General features: G+C 63.5%; 17 protein-coding genes. 1 reads left to right on the top strand and 16 read right to left on the bottom strand.

The annotated features are described in order from the left end of the window. Position 1: 1 nt before the first annotated feature. The 16 genes from J2X19_RS14565 to ispD form a co-directional block, all read right to left on the bottom strand. Positions 2-1,183, bottom strand: coding sequence for a beta-ketoacyl-ACP synthase (locus tag J2X19_RS14565; RefSeq protein WP_310374190.1), 1,182 nt, complete (start codon positions 1,181-1,183; stop codon positions 2-4). Continuing rightward, a complete protein-coding gene (locus J2X19_RS14560; protein WP_310374188.1) occupies positions 1,180-1,725 on the bottom strand; it encodes a DUF3261 domain-containing protein in 546 nt (181 codons plus the stop codon). Before J2X19_RS14560 ends, J2X19_RS14565 begins: the two co-directional genes overlap by 4 nt. Further along, positions 1,722-4,049 (bottom strand): MMPL family transporter, encoded by a 2,328-nt coding sequence (locus J2X19_RS14555; protein WP_310374186.1) that lies wholly within the window; start codon positions 4,047-4,049, stop codon positions 1,722-1,724. Before J2X19_RS14555 ends, J2X19_RS14560 begins: the two co-directional genes overlap by 4 nt. Beyond that, positions 4,042-4,662, bottom strand: coding sequence for an outer membrane lipoprotein carrier protein LolA (locus J2X19_RS14550; protein ID WP_310374183.1), 621 nt, complete (start codon positions 4,660-4,662; stop codon positions 4,042-4,044). The genes J2X19_RS14555 and J2X19_RS14550 overlap by 8 nt, the downstream gene beginning before the upstream one ends. Further along, positions 4,656-5,072, bottom strand: a complete 417-nt coding sequence (locus J2X19_RS14545) for an acyl-CoA thioesterase (protein ID WP_310374181.1) — start codon at positions 5,070-5,072, stop codon at positions 4,656-4,658. Before J2X19_RS14545 ends, J2X19_RS14550 begins: the two co-directional genes overlap by 7 nt. A gap of 1 nt (position 5,073) precedes the next feature. Continuing rightward, positions 5,074-6,627, bottom strand: a complete 1,554-nt coding sequence (locus tag J2X19_RS14540; protein ID WP_310374179.1) for an HAL/PAL/TAL family ammonia-lyase — start codon at positions 6,625-6,627, stop codon at positions 5,074-5,076. A gap of 8 nt (positions 6,628-6,635) precedes the next feature. Then, the gene (locus J2X19_RS14535) at positions 6,636-7,595 is read right to left on the bottom strand and encodes an LpxL/LpxP family acyltransferase (protein ID WP_310374177.1); all 960 of its coding nucleotides are present in this window, start codon (positions 7,593-7,595) and stop codon (positions 6,636-6,638) included. Beyond that, entirely contained in the window at positions 7,592-8,338 is a 747-nt protein-coding gene (locus tag J2X19_RS14530) for a glycosyltransferase family 2 protein (protein WP_310374175.1), read from the bottom strand. Before J2X19_RS14530 ends, J2X19_RS14535 begins: the two co-directional genes overlap by 4 nt. Continuing rightward, entirely contained in the window at positions 8,331-10,019 is a 1,689-nt protein-coding gene (locus tag J2X19_RS14525) for an ApeI family dehydratase (protein ID WP_310374173.1), read from the bottom strand. The genes J2X19_RS14530 and J2X19_RS14525 overlap by 8 nt, the downstream gene beginning before the upstream one ends. Continuing rightward, positions 10,012-10,584 (bottom strand): COG4648 family protein, encoded by a 573-nt coding sequence (locus J2X19_RS14520; RefSeq protein WP_310374171.1) that lies wholly within the window; start codon positions 10,582-10,584, stop codon positions 10,012-10,014. Before J2X19_RS14520 ends, J2X19_RS14525 begins: the two co-directional genes overlap by 8 nt. Next, entirely contained in the window at positions 10,565-10,822 is a 258-nt protein-coding gene (locus J2X19_RS14515) for an acyl carrier protein (protein WP_092754907.1), read from the bottom strand. The genes J2X19_RS14520 and J2X19_RS14515 overlap by 20 nt, the downstream gene beginning before the upstream one ends. 14 nt (positions 10,823-10,836) lie before the next feature. Beyond that, on the bottom strand, positions 10,837-11,097 hold the full coding sequence (locus J2X19_RS14510; protein ID WP_310374168.1) for a phosphopantetheine-binding protein: 261 nt from the start codon (positions 11,095-11,097) through the stop codon (positions 10,837-10,839). Next, positions 11,078-11,857, bottom strand: a complete 780-nt coding sequence (locus tag J2X19_RS14505) for a lysophospholipid acyltransferase family protein (protein ID WP_310374166.1) — start codon at positions 11,855-11,857, stop codon at positions 11,078-11,080. The genes J2X19_RS14510 and J2X19_RS14505 overlap by 20 nt, the downstream gene beginning before the upstream one ends. Further along, a complete protein-coding gene (locus J2X19_RS14500; protein ID WP_310374165.1) occupies positions 11,850-12,515 on the bottom strand; it encodes a beta-ketoacyl synthase chain length factor in 666 nt (221 codons plus the stop codon). Before J2X19_RS14500 ends, J2X19_RS14505 begins: the two co-directional genes overlap by 8 nt. Positions 12,516-12,816: 301 nt before the next feature. After that, complete coding sequence (gene ispF, locus J2X19_RS14495) at positions 12,817-13,305, bottom strand: 2-C-methyl-D-erythritol 2,4-cyclodiphosphate synthase (RefSeq protein WP_405048656.1); 489 nt, start codon at positions 13,303-13,305, stop codon at positions 12,817-12,819. Continuing rightward, positions 13,305-14,030: a 2-C-methyl-D-erythritol 4-phosphate cytidylyltransferase gene (ispD, locus tag J2X19_RS14490; protein ID WP_310374163.1), complete on the bottom strand. Its 726-nt coding sequence runs from the start codon at positions 14,028-14,030 to the stop codon at positions 13,305-13,307. The genes ispF and ispD overlap by 1 nt, the downstream gene beginning before the upstream one ends. A gap of 96 nt (positions 14,031-14,126) precedes the next feature. Between ispD and mfd the strand changes: the two genes are divergently transcribed. Beyond that, positions 14,127-17,606 carry a transcription-repair coupling factor gene (gene mfd, locus J2X19_RS14485; RefSeq protein WP_310374161.1) on the top strand — a complete coding sequence of 1,160 codons (3,480 nt, stop codon included), beginning with the start codon at positions 14,127-14,129 and terminating at the stop codon, positions 17,604-17,606. Positions 17,607-17,721 lie beyond the last annotated feature (115 nt).

Below are 17,721 nucleotides of genomic sequence, written 5' to 3'. Positions count from 1 at the left end.
ATCAGCCCTGCGCAAATAAAAGTGCGGCATTGCTGCCACCAAACGCAAACGAGTTGCTCATGACATACTGCGGCGATCGCCCCAACGACTCGCCCGCATGCACCAGGTGAAGCGGCGGCAACTGAGGGTCCCGTACACCGTCAAACCAATGCGGCGGCAGGTAACCTAGGGGATTGTCCACCAGCGTCGCCCAGGCCAATGCGGCTTCGATGGAGCCGGCGGCGGCCAATGCGTGCCCCGTCATGGGCTTGGTAGAGCTTACGGGTACCTCGCAGCCCAGCAGATCAGCCACCGCCCGGCTCTCCATCGCATCGTTCTGTACCGTGGCCGTGCCATGCAGGTTCAAATAGTCCACCAGGTCAGCCGCTACACCGGCCCGCATCAGTGCCTGGCGCATGGCATCGGCCGCACCTTGGCCGCTGGGCTCTGGCGCAGACATATGGTGCGCATCCGATGTCTCACCCCAGCCCGCCAAGCGCACCGGGCCCGCATCACGCCCCATCAGAAACAAGGCGGCCCCTTCCCCCAGGTTGATGCCACTGCGGTGCAGAGACATCGGATTGCAGCGTTCGGCCGACACCGACTCCAGCGATGAAAAGCCGGCAATCGTAAAAGTACTCAGCGCATCTGCACCACCCGCCACTACCGCATCAACCAAGCCGGCACACAACAAGCGGGCACCACTGGCCAGGGCCTTGGCGCCCGACGAGCAAGCGGTAGAGATGGTGTAGATCGGCCCTGTTGCACCGATTTCCCGGGCTACAGACGCAGCGCCCGAGCCCAGGGTCTGCTGGGCATAGTCGTAACCCGCCGGCCAAACCCCATGTGCGCGGTGATAGCGCACAGCCTGCTCACCCTCCTCCAAACCCGGTGCGCTGCCACCTAGGATCACAGCAACCCGCGATGGGCCATGGCGAGCCACTGCAGCCTGCACCGGGCCGCGGATCTGTTGCAGTGCCTGGGCCAGCAAGGCGTTATGGCGGCTACGCTGCGCTATGGGCACCTGGCCCAAGTCTGGCAAGCCCGTCTCAACCCGGCCCATGTGCAGCAAGCGCCCAGGCGTGTACTGGTCGCTGGGGGCCACACTATCGGGCATCTCGTGCGCCCACAACTTGGCCCGGATAGCGGCCAGGTCGGAGCCCAAAGAGCAGACCACGCCAAGCGACTGCAGGTATATGTTCATGGCGTTTGCTCCACCGATTCAATCTGCAGTTGGTAACCCGCACGGTGGTTGAATACATCCACATGCTGATCCTCGCCGTACTGCACTTGCATCGCTTCTTCGCCCCTCCACAGCAAGCGCCGTTGGTTGGCACTGCTCTCCAAGGTCCAACCCTCGGGCAGCGCAGCGCGCACCACTTCGGCCGGCCACCAGACCAGTTGCAGGTCGCTCAGAATGCGCTCGCCACGCACAACATCCGGCAGCCAACTGGCGCGGGTTTGCTGCAGCGTTTGACCATCCCAGCTCATCCGCACCATGGTTTGGTTCATGCCCAGCACGGCCAGGCGCAACTCCTGCGGATCGACCTCCAGTGCCACATCTACCGCCTGGCTACGCCCTGCAGCCGTCACCACCAGGTGCTGCTGCAGCGATATGGAGCGCCCCAAGCTGGCGGGCGCCAAGCGCAGCAGCAGTTCATGGTCTGGCGCAGCTCCCAAGCGACCAGCGCAGGCGCCCAACAGCAGCAGCAAAAACAGCGCACAGAAACGTAGCAACAGCATCATTGCGGTGGCCCTCCAGACGGACGAAAGAAGGGGGACAGGGCCCACACCAAGCTCACGCCGCAGGCCATGGTGAAACCAAAAGCCTGCAGCGCTGGCGTGGAAGACAAAGCCAGCAAGCCAAACGACAGCAGCGTACTGGCAGCACCCAAGGCGATAGCCAGCCAAGCAGAGCGGTCGCCCCGGTGTTCCAGCAAGAATATGCCGTAGTCCACCCCCATGCCCAGCAATAAAACCAGCGCCAGCACATTGAATAGCTGAAACGAGATACCGCAGACCCCTTGAATTGCCAGACTCAAGCCACTGGCCAGCAAAGTAGGTACCCAGGCCCGCCAGGCATCACCGCGGTAGCGCCAGAACAAGGCCAGGAACACCACCACATACCCGCCAGCCAACAGGCCGAGCATGGACATGCGGTAACGCCCGAGCAGCGACGACACATTGGCCGTGGTATCGACCCAGCGCACCCCATCCAGGCCTTCGGCCAGCTGGGCTAGACGCGGCAAGGATGCGGAGTCCGCCACTCCTTGCAACATCACCACACTGCTCATCTGCCCGTTCACCTCGCCCAGCCACAGCGGCCGCGCGATTGCGGAAACCGGGTGCGCCAGCCAGGATGCCAGGTCCAGCGCCTGCGGCGCAAAAACGGGACGCGTAAAAGTCTCACCCAATTGCTGCGCCACGGCAGCTAGGACTTCGCGTTCGGCCCGCGCCGTCAACGTCGCATCCGCTTGTTGCCGGGTTTGCGACGGCAGCCAATCCGACACCGCGCGCCAGCCGTCGATCAGGCCTTGTTCAGCCAATGGCGCCAAAACCTGCTTCAACGCTTCCTCCCGCGCCAGCACCTGCTCGGCATCCTGCCCCCGCACCAGGTAGAACTGGGCCGGACTGGGCAGTGCGAGCAGCGCGCCAACCTCCCGCTGTGCATCCATCAAGGCCTTGGGTGAACCTTGCAGCTGGCGTACATCGTCGTTGGCCTGCAGACGGCTGATACCGAAGACCAGAAACACCGCCATCACCAGTGCTGTGGCAAATAGCGCTGGCCGCATGCGCAACACCGGCACATGGTCAAGACTGAAGGAGATACGCTGGGCAAAGCCGCTCATAGGCACCTGCCCCCGGTCCAGCCAGGGAAACCAACAGACTACCGTCAAAAATGCCGCTACCAACCCGACGGAGGAAAACACCGCCATTTGGCGCAGGCCCGGAAATGGCGCCAAACCCAGCACCAGATAGGCCAGCACGCTGGTGGTCAGGGCCAACGCCAGGCCCGGCAGCAGGTCGCCCATCACCGCCCAGCGCGCTTGCCCCAGCCGCGATTGGCGGGTCGCAAAATAATGGATGCCAAAGTCTTCGGCAACCCCGACCAAGCTGGCGCCAAACACCAGCGTCAAGAGATGCACTTTGCCAAACAGCAGTGCAGTCACCGTCAGTGCCGTCGCACACCCCACGAGCAAAGACAGCGACACCAAGGCAATCGGCCGCAAAGAACGAAACGCCAGCCAGACCAGCAGCAGCACCGCCGCCAAGGAGCCCCAACCAATCGTATTCACTTCCCGGTTGGCCTGGGCCGCAGCAGCTTCCGCATGCAGGGCAATGCCTATCGACACAATGCGCAGATCCGGCGTCTGGACTGCGGCCGCCGCCTGCACCAGGGTGTCGGTGACCGGCGTGCTGCCATCCATGGCAAATGCCGGCCCCGACAGCTCATAGGCCAGCACCACCCAGTCCTTGCCGTCTGCCGCCACCCAGGGCCAGCCATCGCGCAGCCGCGCCCGGCTCTCGCCGGCCCGCTGGGCCCACCACTGCGGCCACAAAGCCAAGGGGTCCGTCACCCAGTCGGATAACTTCAAGCCGACTCCAGGCTGGTAAAGCCCGGCCAGCGCCGACTGCACCAGCGCAGCGGAGGGGCTGTCCGTCAGTTGCACGCGCTGCGCCGGTGTCAAAAGGCGGTCACGGTAAGGGCGGTAGAAATCCAGCACCTGCGCCAAGCCTGCTGCGTCCATACCCACCAAAGGCTTAAGCCCACCAGGGCTGGCAGCAACTGCAGCGCGGTGTGCCAGGGCCGCCTGGCGCACCTGGTCCCAATTTTTTCCGCCCAGCACCACCACAACCTGGCGCGAGGTCTGTTCCGCCAAGCGCCGCGTCGCAGCCGACACCTCGGGCGCATGCTCATCCTGCGGCAACAGCGCCAGCACATCACTGTCCAGATTCGCAGCACGCCAGAAATGCCATTGGTGTGCCGCCACCAGCACCACCATCAGCAACCATACCAGCGCCAGTACATGCCATAGGCGCGGCATCCTGGCGTTGAGCGCCCTATTCAAACCGAACTTCCTCGTCACGGCTCAGCGCCACACCTGGCACCATGGCGGTGAATCGAATCACCGTGCTGTCGCCCTGGACCTCGGCCATTTTGATGCTGCGGACAAACTGGTCGCCATCGATATCCACCTGGGTAAACACTTGCAAAAGCGCCGCTTCCCGCGGTACCAGTCGCAAGCGCCAGGCGTCTTTGCCCAGTAGCTCGCCGTCCACGCTGAAGCGCACAGACAATGCCGCCACATCGCCACGCAGCAAGGCAAACATGACGCTATTGACCACGCGCAAGCCCGGCTCGTCCCGGGTATTGAGCTGCGCGCTGATGCGGCCATCGGCCTGGCGCGCAACCAGCCGCTCCTCTGTTACCACCAAGGTCGAAGCAAAAGGTTCGCGGGTCAGCCATTGCACGCCCTTGCCGCGCGCCACCAGGAACTGGCCGCGCGAAACCAAGGGCTTCTTGAATCCCTTGAGCGTCTTGGACTGCTCGAACTCGCCGCGTAGCAGCTCGGTATCCTGCAAGCGCTGGCGCACCTGGGCCGCAATGTCGGCCGCAACTGCCGCAGGAGCCCAGGGCAAGGCACCCAAACCGGCCAATGCCAGTAGCTGCCGCCTCAACATGGAGGAACTCCCAGCCGCTCCCAAAGCACCGGAGGGCACACGTACTGCATTTGCTGGCTGGCCATATCCACCGCCACCTGGATGGTGTAGGCCGAGGTGAGCTTGCTGCCAGTCTGTACATCGCGGATCAGGTAATTGATCTTCAAGCGGCTCTCCCACTCCACAATTTCACAACGCACGGCAATCCGCTGGCCAAAGGAGGCCGGCCGCACGTACTTCAAACGCATATCGACGATGGGCCAGGCATACCCAGAAGCCCGCATTTGTGGAAAGTCGTAGTCCAGGCATGCCAACAAGGCACAACGGGCAATTTCCATGTACTTGACATAGTGGCCATGCCAGACGATTTCCATGACATCCATGTCATGGAATGCCGGCACCAATTCAATCTCGTGTACCCATTCCGCCATTTCAGATCTCCCACACCTGGGCGCGCAGGGCCTGCAGCAAGGTCTGCAGGTCATGGTCCAGCGCACGGTCTTCGTCCACAAAAGCAATACGGCTTTCCAAATCCGCCGCGAACGCCGCCAGACCTGGGCTCAGGCTTTGCTGTGGGTCCACGCGCCCGCGCAGTGCCAGCCCTTGGCGGGCGGCAATCAGCAGGCCGGCGCAGACCTGCTCGGTCAATTCCAGCACCCGCATGCAATCGCGAGCGGCAATCGTGCCCATGCTGACCTTGTCCTGGTTATGGCACTCGGTCGAACGCGAGAACACCGAAGCCGGCATGGTCTGCTTCAACGCTTCCGCCGTCCAGGCCGAAACACTGATCTGCAATGCTTTGAGCCCATGGTTGATGGCTGCACGCGGGCCGGTCGCCCCCGACAGATTGGACGGCAAACCATGGTTGAACCGGGTATCGACCAGCAGGGCCAGTTGCCGGTCCAGCAGGTCGGCCACATTGGCCACAGCGGTTTTCAGGCTGTCCATCGCAAATGCGATGTGGCCGCCATAGAAATGGCCGCCGTGCAACACGCGTTCACCATCCGGGTCGATCAGCGGGTTGTCGTTGGCGCTATTCAGCTCGTTCTCGATCAGCGTGCGCATAAAAGGCAGGGCGTCTTCGAGCACGCCGATCACGTGCGGCGCGCAACGCAGGGAATAGCGGTCTTGCAAACGCTGGTCGTTGCGTGACGGGCGCTCACTGGCCAAATCGGCGCGCAGGCGTGCCGCCACGGCCTGCTGTCCGGGGTGGGGCTTGAGCGAAAACAGGGTTTCGTCGAAATGATGAGCATTGCCGGCGCTGGCCACCACATTGCAAGCCGTCAACCGCGTGGCCAAACGCGACAGATAGCTGGCACGTTCAAACGCCAGGCAGGCCAGACCGGTCATGACGGCCGTGCCGTTCATGATGGCCAGTCCTTCTTTGGGGCGCAGGCGCAAAGGGGTGTGGCCTACCGCTAGCAAAGCCTCTGCAGCCGGCCGGCGCGCGCCATCAAACCATACCTCCCGCTCGCCGCACAGCACTGCGGCCACATAAGACAAAGGCGTGAGATCGCCACTGGCGCCTACCGATCCTTCGGCCGGAATCATGGGCAGCACGTCGTGGATCAGCAAAGCCTCCAGCTGCACCAGCAAGTCCACGCTGACTGCCGAGTAACCCTGCGACAAAGACGCCAGCCGCGCAGCCAGCACCGCCCGCACCTCTTCAGGCGCCAGCATGCGACCGGCCCCTATGCCATGGTAGGTGTACAGGTGGTGCGGCAATTCCGCCACAAGATCCAGCGGTATATGCACCGTGCAGGAGTCGCCATAACCGGTGGTCACGCCGTACACCACCCCGTCTTCGCGCAACAGCCGATCCAGAAAATCAGCGCCTTTGGCAATCCGAGCACGAAAAGCCGGGGCGGCCGACAACACAGCCGGCCGCTCACGCCGGGCTAACGCAGCAATGTCCTCGATGCGCAAGCGCGTACCATCAAAACAAACCGGCTCTGGCGCCGCTACAGAAATGGGGGATGACAACATAAGTAACTTTAGAAGCGCCGGGAAGCCAGAGACGCGTCACCACGCCCCTGCGCCCAAAATGGGAAAAAATTGAACCAGTCGTAAGGGGCCTGCTGCAGCAAACGCTCGAGCTGCTGGACGAATCCCTCCGCATATTCGGCCAAAGCCGCCTCGCGCCGCGCCCTCGGCAAAACGACCTGCTGCGCCAGACTGGCAAACCGCAGTGTGTGACCCGCGCCTTCTCGGACACAGCCCATGAAATACAAAGGGCATTTGAGCAGAGCCGACAGCACATAAGGCCCCACGGGCAACCGCGCGCCATGGCCAAGAAACAGCGCCTCCACCGTGCGGCCGGCCCCGAGGGGCACGCGATCACCGGCAATCGCCACGAACTCTCCCCGTCCCACCCGCTCAGACAACCAGACTGCCGTGCCCGCAGACACCTCGCTGACCTGCAGCAGCTGTACCGCGCTGTGCGGATGCAGGCGCTTGAGCAGGCGGTTGAAGCGCTCGGCATGGGCCGTGTGTACCAGAATATTCATCCGCAAACCGGGTAGGCGCTCAGCCAGGACCTGGCACAGCTCCAGGCAGCCTACATGGCCGGTCACGATCACGCCGCCCTGCCCTGCGGCCAAAGCCTGCAACAGCGGGGCCTGGCCTTCGATGCAAACGCTGTCAAACGGATAGCGCCCGCCCATGGCCAGCATCTTGTCCAGCAAGGTATCGGCAAAAGACACGAAATGGCGCAAGCTGTGCCAGCGGCCTGGCTCACGCCCGAAGCTGCCATGGGCCGCCTGCAGCCGCTGCAAATATTCCAGAGAGGAGCGCCGTGCCAATGCACCTGTGGCCCAGTACACCAGAACCACCGGATACAGGCACAGCAGAAACGGCAGCCGCCCCAGCCAGCGGTGTATCCAGGCCAGCAGCAGCATGCCGAACACGCAAGTGTTTTCGCCTACGCTCGCCCAATGGGGCGCCGGTGTGCTCATGGCTTGCTTCCCAGCTTGCGCCACAGCAGTTGCGGAGAACGCAGCAGCATGCCGAAGAACAGCCGCGTATGCATGCGCGTGATCAGCACGTTGTCCAGCCAGAGCCGGAAGTGCGAAATCCCATCCAGCGGATAGGTCACCCGGGTCGGCTGGTTCACCACCGCCACACCCCGCCAATGCAAGCGCACCAGCACATCGGTATCAAAGTCCATGCGGCGGCCAATATCCACCTCGTCCATCAGCTGCACGACAGCCGCCAATGGATAAATGCGAAAGCCGCACATCGAGTCACGGATATCCAGCGACAAGGTGTTGATCCAGACCCAGATGTGTGTGGCATAGCGCGCAACCAAGCGGGTCCGCGGCACCGACGCATCGAACAGCGGGCAGCCGGTAACCACCGCCAGAGGCTGCCGGGCACTGCGCGCCAGAAATACCGGAATGTCCGAGGGCTGGTGCTGCCCATCCGCATCGATCTGCAAGGCATGGGTGTAGCCCAGCACATGGGCTCGGCGAAAGCCCGCCACCATCGCCGCACCTTTGCCCTGGTTATGCGGCAAACGCAGCAGCACCACCGTGTCGGCATGGCGCAGGGCCAACGCCTGCAGTACCGCCGCGCACTCCAGCCCGCTGCCGTCGTCCACCAGGATGCAGACCAGGCCCTGCGCATGCACGGCTGCCACCACCGTGCCTATGGCGTCGCCATGGTTGTAGACAGGAATCACCACCACCGGCTTAAACATGCTCAGGCCCTGCAAACACAATACGGCCACTGGAATGCATCTGCCCGCCAGAGCTGTACGCAAACACCAAAGTCGATGTCGCGGCGCGCCAGGTCAGCGCAAGAGCGATACGGTCGCCCGGCCGCACCGGGCGCTGAAACTTAAGCGCCTCCACCCGCAAAAAATCGCCGGCTATCGGAAAGCACTCGCGGCCAAACGACACCGCCCAATCCAGCTGGGCCACCCCCGGCAGCACCGGAGCCACTGGGAAATGTCCGTCGAAAACCCGCAAATCCGCCTCTATCTCCAGTTCGGCTCGGGCTTCGGCCAGATCGCGCTGCAACCAATGCGCGAGTGGCCGGGTGGGACGCAACAAATCCAGGAGCAAGGCCTCGGTGGTCTTGCTTTGCGCGTTCACGGGCATCTGCGCAGGGTAGCGCCAGCGTTTCGGCAAGGCCACCGGCTCTACCACCGAAACCAGTAGTTGCCGCAGTCCTTGGTTGACGGCCTGTTTACCCAGCCGAGCCAAGGCCTCGTTGCCTTCGGGCGTGAGAACGGCCACTACCGCCAGTCGCCCCTGGTAGACCAGGGCACGCACCTCTTGCACCCAGGGCGACTGGGCCAGATGCCGCTCTATGGCCGTCAAAGAGACACGTTTTTCCTCGATCTTGACGATACGGTCCTCGCGCCCCAGCAACACAAACCCGCCCGAGGCAGTGGGTGCAATCCTGTCGGTGCTACGCCACCAACCGCTGTCGGCCAGGTTCGGGGAGCGCAGCTCCAGCACCTCTTGCGCCACCCGCCATTGCACACCGGCAAAGACCTGCCAGGTATCGCCATGCTCGCTGCGCTGGCGCCAGGCGATGCCACCGGTTTCCGAGCTGCCAAAGACTTCTACCGGAGAGCATCCCCACAGCCGCAGCGTGTCGTCCGCCGCCTGCGGAGGCAAGGGGCCGCCCGACGAAAACACCATGCGCACACCTTGGCGCGCCGCGGCCCAGTCCAGTGTCTCGGGCAAGCGGCGTAAATGGGCCGGGCTGGCAATCAGCACACTGGGCTCGGGCCCCAAGGCCTGCGCCATCTGTTCAGGGTAGACCAAACGTTCGGCCACAAAGCGGATACCGCTGGCCAGCGGCCACAGAATGGCGAACAGCAGTCCGTAAATATGCTGGTGCGACACCGTGGTCCAAATATGGGCCTGCGGCGCAGAGGGCATGCGCGCGGCAAAGCTCTGGTGCAAAGTGCCAATCTCGGCCTCCAGCTGGCGCAGAGACTTGGCAATCGCCTCCGGCTCGCCGCTGGAACCCGAGGTGTACAGCACCAGCCGGGTGTTTTCCAAATCCAACGCCTGCCGCGCTTGTGCCATATCCACGCTTGCCGCGCACAGACCTTGCGGTACATCGCCAGCCCAGCCATCGACCTCGGCATCCAAACGCGCAACGCTGCCGGGCTGCACATCGCCGGGCAGGAACACCGTCTTGCCCGCATGCCATGCTCCGTACAGGGCACAGGCAAACTGGTAGCCGTCTTCAAAATACAGCGCCCAGCGCAAGCCCGTGGTCTGCGCAAAAGCGGTTTGCCAACGCCCCACATCGGCAACGAAATCGGCATGGCTGCGGGCTTGCCCGGCTTGCCGTGCCACGGCCCGCCCATGGCGGCCGGCCCCGCAAGCGACTTCGGTCAAGGAAATGAACTCAAACATGCGCATCCTGCAAGTTGAACCAGTGCGCCTTGACCCGGCGGCGCACCAGCCATTCACCGGCATACAGCAAGCCCATCAGGCCATAAGCGATCAAACCGTTGTACAGCGCCCAGACCGCAGGGCTGGCCCATAGCGCGGTCAGCAACGCAACCGTACCGTTAAAGACAAAAAATCCGCACCAAAGCTTGGTCACCTGGCGCGTATAACCTATGGCTTGGGGCGGCAACCCAGGCTCGGTCAACCGGGCCAGCCGCTCAATGGCCGAAGGGGGATAGGCCAAGCTGGCGACAAACACGGTGCACAGCACTGCATTCACCAGCACCGGATACAGCTTGAGCGGCAACAACGCATTGCCCCAGATGCTGAACAAGGCCAGGCACAATGCGCCGGCCACAACCACCAGCCAGAATCGCTGCCGCGTCACCAGCAGGCGCACCAACGCCAGCCCCAGCAGCAGCAGCGCCAGCCAGCGCGGTTCGAAATGACCGATACCGAAGTACACAGCCAGCGGATAGGCCAGAGTCAACGCCCCCAGCAGCAGCGTTTTAGGCTGGGGCAGCGTCATTCACAAGGCCGTGCAAGGCATCGACGATGTCTTGTACGGTCCGCACCGATTTGAATGCCTCGGGCTGCAGGCGTTTGCCCACCAAAGGTTTCAGTTGGACGATCAGATCCACTGCGTCAATGCTGTCGATGTCCAGGTCGTCATAGAGCCGGGAAGTGGGCGTCACACGGTCCGGTTCTATGTCAAAAGCGTCTTTCAGGATGCTCCGGATGCGTTCAAAAATTTCGTCTTTGGTCATAACGTTCTTCAATTTCAAGCCGCGCGTTGGCCGTTCACAAAAGCCACCAAGGCGTCAACACTGGCAAAGTGGCTGCGTGTCAGCTCCGAATCGGTACCCATGCTGACGCCGTAGCGTTTTTGCAAGGCCATGCCCAGCTCCAATGCATCGATAGAGTCCAGGCCCAAGCCTTCTACAAACAAGGGCTCGGACGAAACAATGTCCTGTGGCGCGATGTCTTCCAGCGCCAGCGCGGAAATAATGAGTTCTTTGATCTCAAGCTCTAAGGTGGACACCTTGGGTCTCCCATGAAAAATAATCGGTCAGGTGCGTCGTCAAGCGGCGCGCCGCCACCCCTTCGGCCACCCCATCCAGAAAGGGCGCCACCACAATATCGTCGCGCACCTCAATCACAAAGTGCATGCGGCGTGTCGGAATCTGGTACCACTTTTCACCCTTGCTCAGGGTCGGCGGATCGCAGCGTATCGATACCGGCGTGATGTTCACGCGCCCGCGCACGGCCACATTGGCCGCACCGCGCTGCAGATGCATGCCGCCGCTGCGCGCCGTGCGCGTGCCTTCGGGAAAGATGATCAGGTTATTGCCCGCATGCAGCGAGTCTATGCAGCCCTGCACCAGGTCGGCACCCGAGTCATTGCAGACAAAGCCGGCGGCCGTCACTGGCCCACGCATGAACGGGTTGTCGCGCAGCGCCGCCTTGACCACGCAGTCGGCACGCTGCGTCAGCGACATCAGAAACACTACGTCCAGCAAGGTAGGATGGTTAGCCAACACCAGCAAACCGTGGCGCTGCAGCTTTTCGATGCCGCGCAGCTCGCAACTCATGACGCCCAGGCCACGCATCATGCCCAGGAACATCCGGAATGCGCCGCGAATCACCTGCTTGACCAGCAGCGCCCGGCGCACCGGATCGCGCACCAGCGTGGCCAGTACCGGGAACAGCAGCACCCGCATCAGCAGCCCGCCCAGGCCAAACACCACGAAGCAAAAGCCGGTGGTCAATACGCGCACAGCACGCTCGATCCGGCTAAACATGGCGCTGCCACTCCCAGCCGCTATCCGCCAACGGGCGAGCAAACTGTGTATCGCCTGACAAGGCGAAGCGCAGCACATCCAGGCCGTACGGCAACAACGCCGGTGCCGGCGGCACGCTAGCAGCCACACCAGGGCACAGACGCAGCCGTGGAGCCCCGGCCTCAGCCCGTGCCATGCGCCAGGCCCAGGCATAGGTGGCCGCAGGCTCGTCGCGGAAAACACTGTAGTGGCCGGGCAGCGGGGTGTCGTAGCACAGCAGCAGTACTTCGGGCGCACCGTCAGCCAGCAGGCCCACGGCCTCGACCACGCCCAGGGCCACGGTATCGGCACCGGCTGCCACGGCCAGGTAATTGGAACGGTCGCCGCGCGCAATCGAATACATGGCACCGATGGCGTTGTGCACCGACAGGCCAAAACCCGTGGGCGACATGGGCTCTTGCGCCGCCAGATCGGCCAGCAAGGCCAGCGAACGCTCCAGATCGCCGTGGCGCGACGCCAGCACCACCGGCACGCCGGATTGCTCGCCCTGCGCCCAGTAGGCTACCTGCAGAGCCGTGCGGCCCAAGGTATTGGCGCGGCGGCGCGCCATGGGCGCCAGCTCGGGCAAAGCCGGCGCCTCTTCGCCCTGGGGCAGAAACGGCTGCGCAGCCCAGGCCATCCATGCTTCTGGAGAGTGCAGCCCGGACGCAAACGCGGCCCATCCACGAAGACAGAAATCAAACGCCAAAATAGTGAATATTCAAGAAGAAAGCAGGAGCGATGCAGACTCGCCAATGCGCAGGCAGAACGCGGCACCAGGATAAGCCCGCTACATGAACGGGAAATGCAACCGTGTTAGGGGATTTGATTCTACCCCGCAGAGGGCTGCCGCCAGCCTGGGGCCCATGCCGGGTCCACGGCCAGCCAACTTATACACAAAAATAGCCTCCAGCGCATATTCAATCAGCGCCAGCAGCTATTTATTCAATAGCAAAAAGCAGCACCACTGCCCGCGCCTCTATGCTCTGCCCCAGGCCTACCGGCCCCATCCTCTCGGCCGTCTTGGCCTTGATGTTGATCTGCTCCAGCGCCAGGCCCAGCGCATTGGCGATGCGCTCGCGCATGGCCGGGATGTGCGGCATCATCTTGGGCGCCTGGGCGATGATGGTGCTGTCGATATTGCCGATCTGGTAGCCCTTGGCCGCAACCCGGCGCATGGCTTCGACCAGCAGCACCATCGAATCTGCACCCTTGAATTGGGGGTCGGTGTCAGAAAAATGCGTGCCGATATCGCCCAGCGCCGCGGCGCCCAGCAGCGCATCGGTGATGGCGTGCAGCAAGGCGTCGGCATCCGAATGACCCAACAGGCCCATGGTGTGGGGAATCTCCACGCCGCCCAAAATCAGCTTGCGGCCCGCCACCAGGGCGTGCACGTCCCAACCTTCTCCCATCCGAAACGGCAACTGCATCAATCAATCCTCTGTGAATAGCGGCTTTGCAAAATGGCCTCGGCCAGCGCAAAGTCTTCGGGGTAGGTTACTTTGAAATTCTGGGCGCTGCCGGGCACCAGCTTGGGCGCCAGGCCCAGGGCTTCGATGGCGCTGGATTCGTCGGTCACCTCGGCGCCGGCAGCCTGCAGCGCCTGCGACAGCATGCCGATACGGAACATCTGCGGCGTCTGTGCCAGCCATTTGTCGGCGCGCGGCACGGTAGCGGCCACCCGGCCCTGGTCTTCACTCTTCAGCGTATCGGCCAACCGGTGGGCCAGCAGGCCGCCCACCGCATCGGCCTCGCAGGCGTCGATCAGCGCATTGATCTGCGCGGGCGTGACCAGGCAGCGCGCCGCATCGTGCACCAGCACCCAGTCGTGGCCTTGCGCGCCTTGCTCGAACAGGTCGTGCAGCCCATTGGCCACGGTTTCGGCACGCGTCGCACCGCCGCAGTCGGACACCACGCAGGTGGAGCTCTGGTGTTCAAAAAAATCATCGCCGGCGGAGACCACCACCAGCACATCGGCGATCCGCGGCACGCTGGCGAAAGCCGCCAGGGTGTGCATCACCATAGGCTGGCCGGCAATCGGCTGGTATTGCTTGGGGATGGGGGCTGCGCCCGCAGCCAGCGCGCGGCTGCCCACGCCGGCACAGGGAATTAGCGCAAAAAAACGGGATAACGGGGGCTGGGCAGCGGTAGACATGGGCCGCATTCTAGAATCAGCCCCATCCACACCCCCCGCCCTCGCGCCGGGGGGTGTTTTTGCATTCCTGAACCCGCCCAACCGCAGCCACCGCCCATGGACCTCCCCAAACTCACCCCCGGCAAACGCTATACCCTGCCCCGCCCCCAAGGCTCGGCCGACGCGGTGCTGCTGGCCCAGCTGGCCCTGCGGGAAAAGGCCAAGGGTTCGCTGACGGCGATCTTTACCTCCGACGCCAGCGACGCCCAGCGGCTGATGGAAGAAATCGTGTTTTTTGCGCCGAGTCTGCGCTGCGCGATGTTCCCCGACTGGGAAACCCTGCCTTACGACACGTTTTCGCCGCACCAGGACCTGATCAGCGAACGCCTGGCGACGCTATGGCGCATCAGCCAGCGCGACAAGGACACCGGCGCCGATGTGGTCATCGTGCCAGCCACCACCGCGCTGTACCGGCTCGCGCCGCCCAGCTTCATGGCTGGCTACACCTTCCAGTTCAAGACCAAGCAGAAGCTGAACGAAGCCAAGTTGAAGGCCCAGCTGACCCTGGCCGGCTACAGCCACGTGACCCAGGTGGTCAGCCCCGGCGAATACGCAGTGCGCGGCGGCCTGATCGACTTGTTCCCCATGGGCAGCCAGGTGCCTTACCGGGTGGACTTGTTTGACGACGAGATCGACAGCATCCGCACCTTCGACCCCGACAGCCAGCGCAGCCTGTACCCGGTGCCCGAAGTGCGCCTGCTGCCGGGCCGCGAGTTCCCCATGGACGACGACGCCCGCGCCAAGTTCCGCAGCCGCTGGCGTGAACTGTTGGACGGCGACCCGACCAAGAGCCGCATCTACAAGGACATGGGCAATGGCGTGGCCACCGCCGGCATCGAGTACTACCTGCCACTGTTCTTTGAAGACACGGCCACGGTGTTCGACTACATCGGTGCCGACGCCACCGTGGTGCTGCACGGCGACCTGGAGCCGTCCATCCTGCGCTTCTGGCAAGACACCAAAGAGCGCTACCGCCTGGTGCAAGGCGATATCGACCGCCCGGCGCTGCCGCCCGAAGCGCTGTTCCTGGGCACCGAGCAGTTCTACGCGCTGACCAACCAGCACGCGCAGCTGGCGCTGCGCACGGTGGAAAGCAGCAGCGATACCGGTTTCGAAGCCCTGCCGGTGCTGTCGGTGGCGCGCGGCGCCGAAGACCCGCTGACCCAGTTGAAGATGCACATCCAGCGCACGCCGCACCGCGTGCTGCTGCTGGCCGAAAGCAATGGCCGGCGCGAAAGCCTGCTGGACCTGCTGCGCGCCAGCCAGGTGAATCCACCGGCCTTTGACTCGCTGGAAGACTTCCAGACCAGCAGCGAAAAAGTCGGCATCGCCACCGCCGCACTAAATACCGGTTTCAGCTGGCTGGCCGAGGCCATCGACTTCGTCACCGAGACCGAGCTGTTCGCCGCCGGCCCGACCACGCGCCGCCGCAAGAAGCAGGAACAGGTCAGCGACGTCGAAGCGCTGATCAAGGACCTGAGCGAGCTGAGCCTGGGCGACCCGGTGGTCCACTCGGCCCACGGTATTGGCCGCTACAAAGGCCTGGTCCACTTGGACCTGGGCCAGGGCAAGAACGCCGATGGCACCCCGGTTTTGCAAGAATTTCTATTCCTGGAATACGCCGACAAGGCTACGCTGTATGTGCCGGTCAGCCAGCTGCAGCACATCAGCCGCTACACCGGCGTCAGCGCCGACGAAGCGCCCCTGCATCGCCTCGGCTCGGGCCAGTGGGAAAAAGCCAAGCGCAAGGCCGCCGAACAGGTACGCGACTCGGCCGCCGAGCTGCTGAACATCTACGCCCGCCGCGCAGCCCGCGAAGGCCATGCTTTCCGCTATTCGCCAAACGACTACGAGGTGTTTGCCAACGACTTCGGCTTTGAGGAAACACCCGACCAGAAGGCCGCGATCCATGCCGTCATCCAGGACATGATCAGCCCACGCCCCATGGACCGCCTGGTCTGCGGCGATGTCGGCTTCGGCAAGACCGAGGTGGCCTTGCGCGCCGCCTTCATCGCCATCACCGGCGGCAAGCAGGTAGCGCTGCTGGCGCCCACCACCCTGCTGGCCGAGCAGCACTACCAGACCCTGGTGGACCGCTTCGCCAAATGGCCGGTCAAGGTGGCCGAGGTGTCGCGCTTCCGCTCGGGCAAGGAAATCACCGCCGCTCTCAAAGGCATAGCAGAAGGTGGCGTAGATATTGTGGTGGGAACCCATAAGCTATTGAGTGAATCGACCAAGTTCGCGAACCTGGGCCTGCTGATCATCGACGAGGAGCACCGCTTTGGTGTGCGCCACAAAGAGCAGATGAAAGCGCTGCGAGCCGAAATCGACGTGCTGACCCTGACCGCCACGCCAATCCCGCGCACCCTGGGCATGGCGCTCGAAGGCCTGCGTGACCTGAGCGTGATCGCCACCGCGCCCCAGCGCCGGCTGGCCATCAAGACCTTTGTGCGCTCCGAGAGCAATGGCGTGATCCGCGAGGCGGTGCTGCGCGAGCTGAAGCGCGGCGGTCAGGTCTACTTTCTGCACAACGAAGTCGAGACCATTGAGAACCGCCGGCAAAAGCTCGAAGAGCTGCTGCCCGAGGCCCGCATCGCCGTGGCCCACGGCCAGATGCCCGAGCGCCAGCTGGAATCCGTGATGCGCGACTTCGTGGCCCAGCGCTTCAATCTGCTGCTGTGCTCGACGATTATTGAAACCGGCATCGACGTGCCCAGCGCCAACACCATCGTCATGGCCCGGGCCGACAAGTTTGGCCTTGCCCAGCTGCACCAGTTGCGCGGCCGCGTGGGCCGCAGCCACCACCAGGCCTATGCCTATCTGATGGTGCCGGACCTGGAAGGCCTGACCAAGCAGGCCAGCCAGCGCCTGGACGCGATCCAGAAGATGGAAGAGTTGGGCTCTGGCTTCTACCTGGCGATGCACGATCTGGAAATCCGCGGCGCCGGCGAGGTGCTGGGCGAAAACCAGAGCGGCAATATGCTGGAAGTCGGCTTCCAGCTGTACAACGAGATGCTGAACGAAGCCGTACGCTGCCTGAAGGCCGGCATCGAACCCGATCTGCTGAGCCCACTCAGCGTCACGACGGAAATCAACCTGCACGCCCCGGCCCTACTGCCGAACGACTACTGCGGCGATGTGCACCTGCGGCTCAGCTTCTACAAAAAGCTGGCCACGGCCAAGACCACCGACCAGATCGACGCACTGCTGGAAGAAATCGTCGACCGCTTCGGCAAGCTGCCCGCCCAGGCGCAGACCCTGATCGACGGCCACCGCCTGCGGGTGCTGGCGCGGCCCTATGGCGTAGTCAAGGTGGATGCGGCGCCCGGCGTGATCAACATCACCTTCAAGACCAATCCGCCGATCGAGCCGATGCGCATCATCGAGCTGATCCAGAAGAACAAGCACATCAAGCTGGCCGGCAACGAAAAGCTGCGCATTGAACGCGAACTGCCGGAACCCAAAGACCGCGCGCAGATGGTGCGAGATGTGTTGCGCAGCCTGGGGCAGCCGCGGGTGGAAGCGGTGCCCGCCTAAACCGCACCCTATTCAGGTGCGGCGACGCACCAAACAGGGCAGCAACATGCGCCAAACAGCCCAGAAACGCGGTTGCATGCGGTTTTGCGCCCCAAAATACGGCATGGATTTTGCT

The organism is Rhodoferax ferrireducens, from assembly GCF_031458075.1.
In the GTDB taxonomy this organism is placed as follows: Bacteria; Pseudomonadota; Gammaproteobacteria; order Burkholderiales; family Burkholderiaceae_C; genus Rhodoferax_B; species Rhodoferax_B ferrireducens_A.
This window is presented reverse-complemented; position numbering and strand designations above follow the sequence as displayed.

What these genes read in the sequence shown, in the direction of transcription:
- J2X19_RS14565 (WP_310374190.1), bottom strand. Translation starts at nt 1,183, where the DNA reads ATGAACATATACCTGCAGTCGCTTGGCGTGGTCTGCTCTTTGGGCTCC.
- J2X19_RS14560 (WP_310374188.1), bottom strand. Translation starts at nt 1,725, where the DNA reads ATGATGCTGTTGCTACGTTTCTGTGCGCTGTTTTTGCTGCTGCTGTTG.
- J2X19_RS14550 (WP_310374183.1), bottom strand. Translation starts at nt 4,662, where the DNA reads ATGTTGAGGCGGCAGCTACTGGCATTGGCCGGTTTGGGTGCCTTGCCC.
- J2X19_RS14545 (WP_310374181.1), bottom strand. Translation starts at nt 5,072, where the DNA reads ATGGCGGAATGGGTACACGAGATTGAATTGGTGCCGGCATTCCATGAC.
- J2X19_RS14540 (WP_310374179.1), bottom strand. Translation starts at nt 6,627, where the DNA reads ATGTTGTCATCCCCCATTTCTGTAGCGGCGCCAGAGCCGGTTTGTTTT.
- J2X19_RS14535 (WP_310374177.1), bottom strand. Translation starts at nt 7,595, where the DNA reads ATGAGCACACCGGCGCCCCATTGGGCGAGCGTAGGCGAAAACACTTGC.
- J2X19_RS14530 (WP_310374175.1), bottom strand. Translation starts at nt 8,338, where the DNA reads ATGTTTAAGCCGGTGGTGGTGATTCCTGTCTACAACCATGGCGACGCC.
- J2X19_RS14525 (WP_310374173.1), bottom strand. Translation starts at nt 10,019, where the DNA reads ATGTTTGAGTTCATTTCCTTGACCGAAGTCGCTTGCGGGGCCGGCCGC.
- J2X19_RS14520 (WP_310374171.1), bottom strand. Translation starts at nt 10,584, where the DNA reads ATGACGCTGCCCCAGCCTAAAACGCTGCTGCTGGGGGCGTTGACTCTG.
- J2X19_RS14515 (WP_092754907.1), bottom strand. Translation starts at nt 10,822, where the DNA reads ATGACCAAAGACGAAATTTTTGAACGCATCCGGAGCATCCTGAAAGAC.
- J2X19_RS14505 (WP_310374166.1), bottom strand. Translation starts at nt 11,857, where the DNA reads ATGTTTAGCCGGATCGAGCGTGCTGTGCGCGTATTGACCACCGGCTTT.
- J2X19_RS14500 (WP_310374165.1), bottom strand. Translation starts at nt 12,515, where the DNA reads ATGGCCTGGGCTGCGCAGCCGTTTCTGCCCCAGGGCGAAGAGGCGCCG.
- ispF (WP_405048656.1), bottom strand. Translation starts at nt 13,305, where the DNA reads ATGCAGTTGCCGTTTCGGATGGGAGAAGGTTGGGACGTGCACGCCCTG.
- ispD (WP_310374163.1), bottom strand. Translation starts at nt 14,030, where the DNA reads ATGTCTACCGCTGCCCAGCCCCCGTTATCCCGTTTTTTTGCGCTAATT.
- mfd (WP_310374161.1), top strand. Translation starts at nt 14,127, where the DNA reads ATGGACCTCCCCAAACTCACCCCCGGCAAACGCTATACCCTGCCCCGC.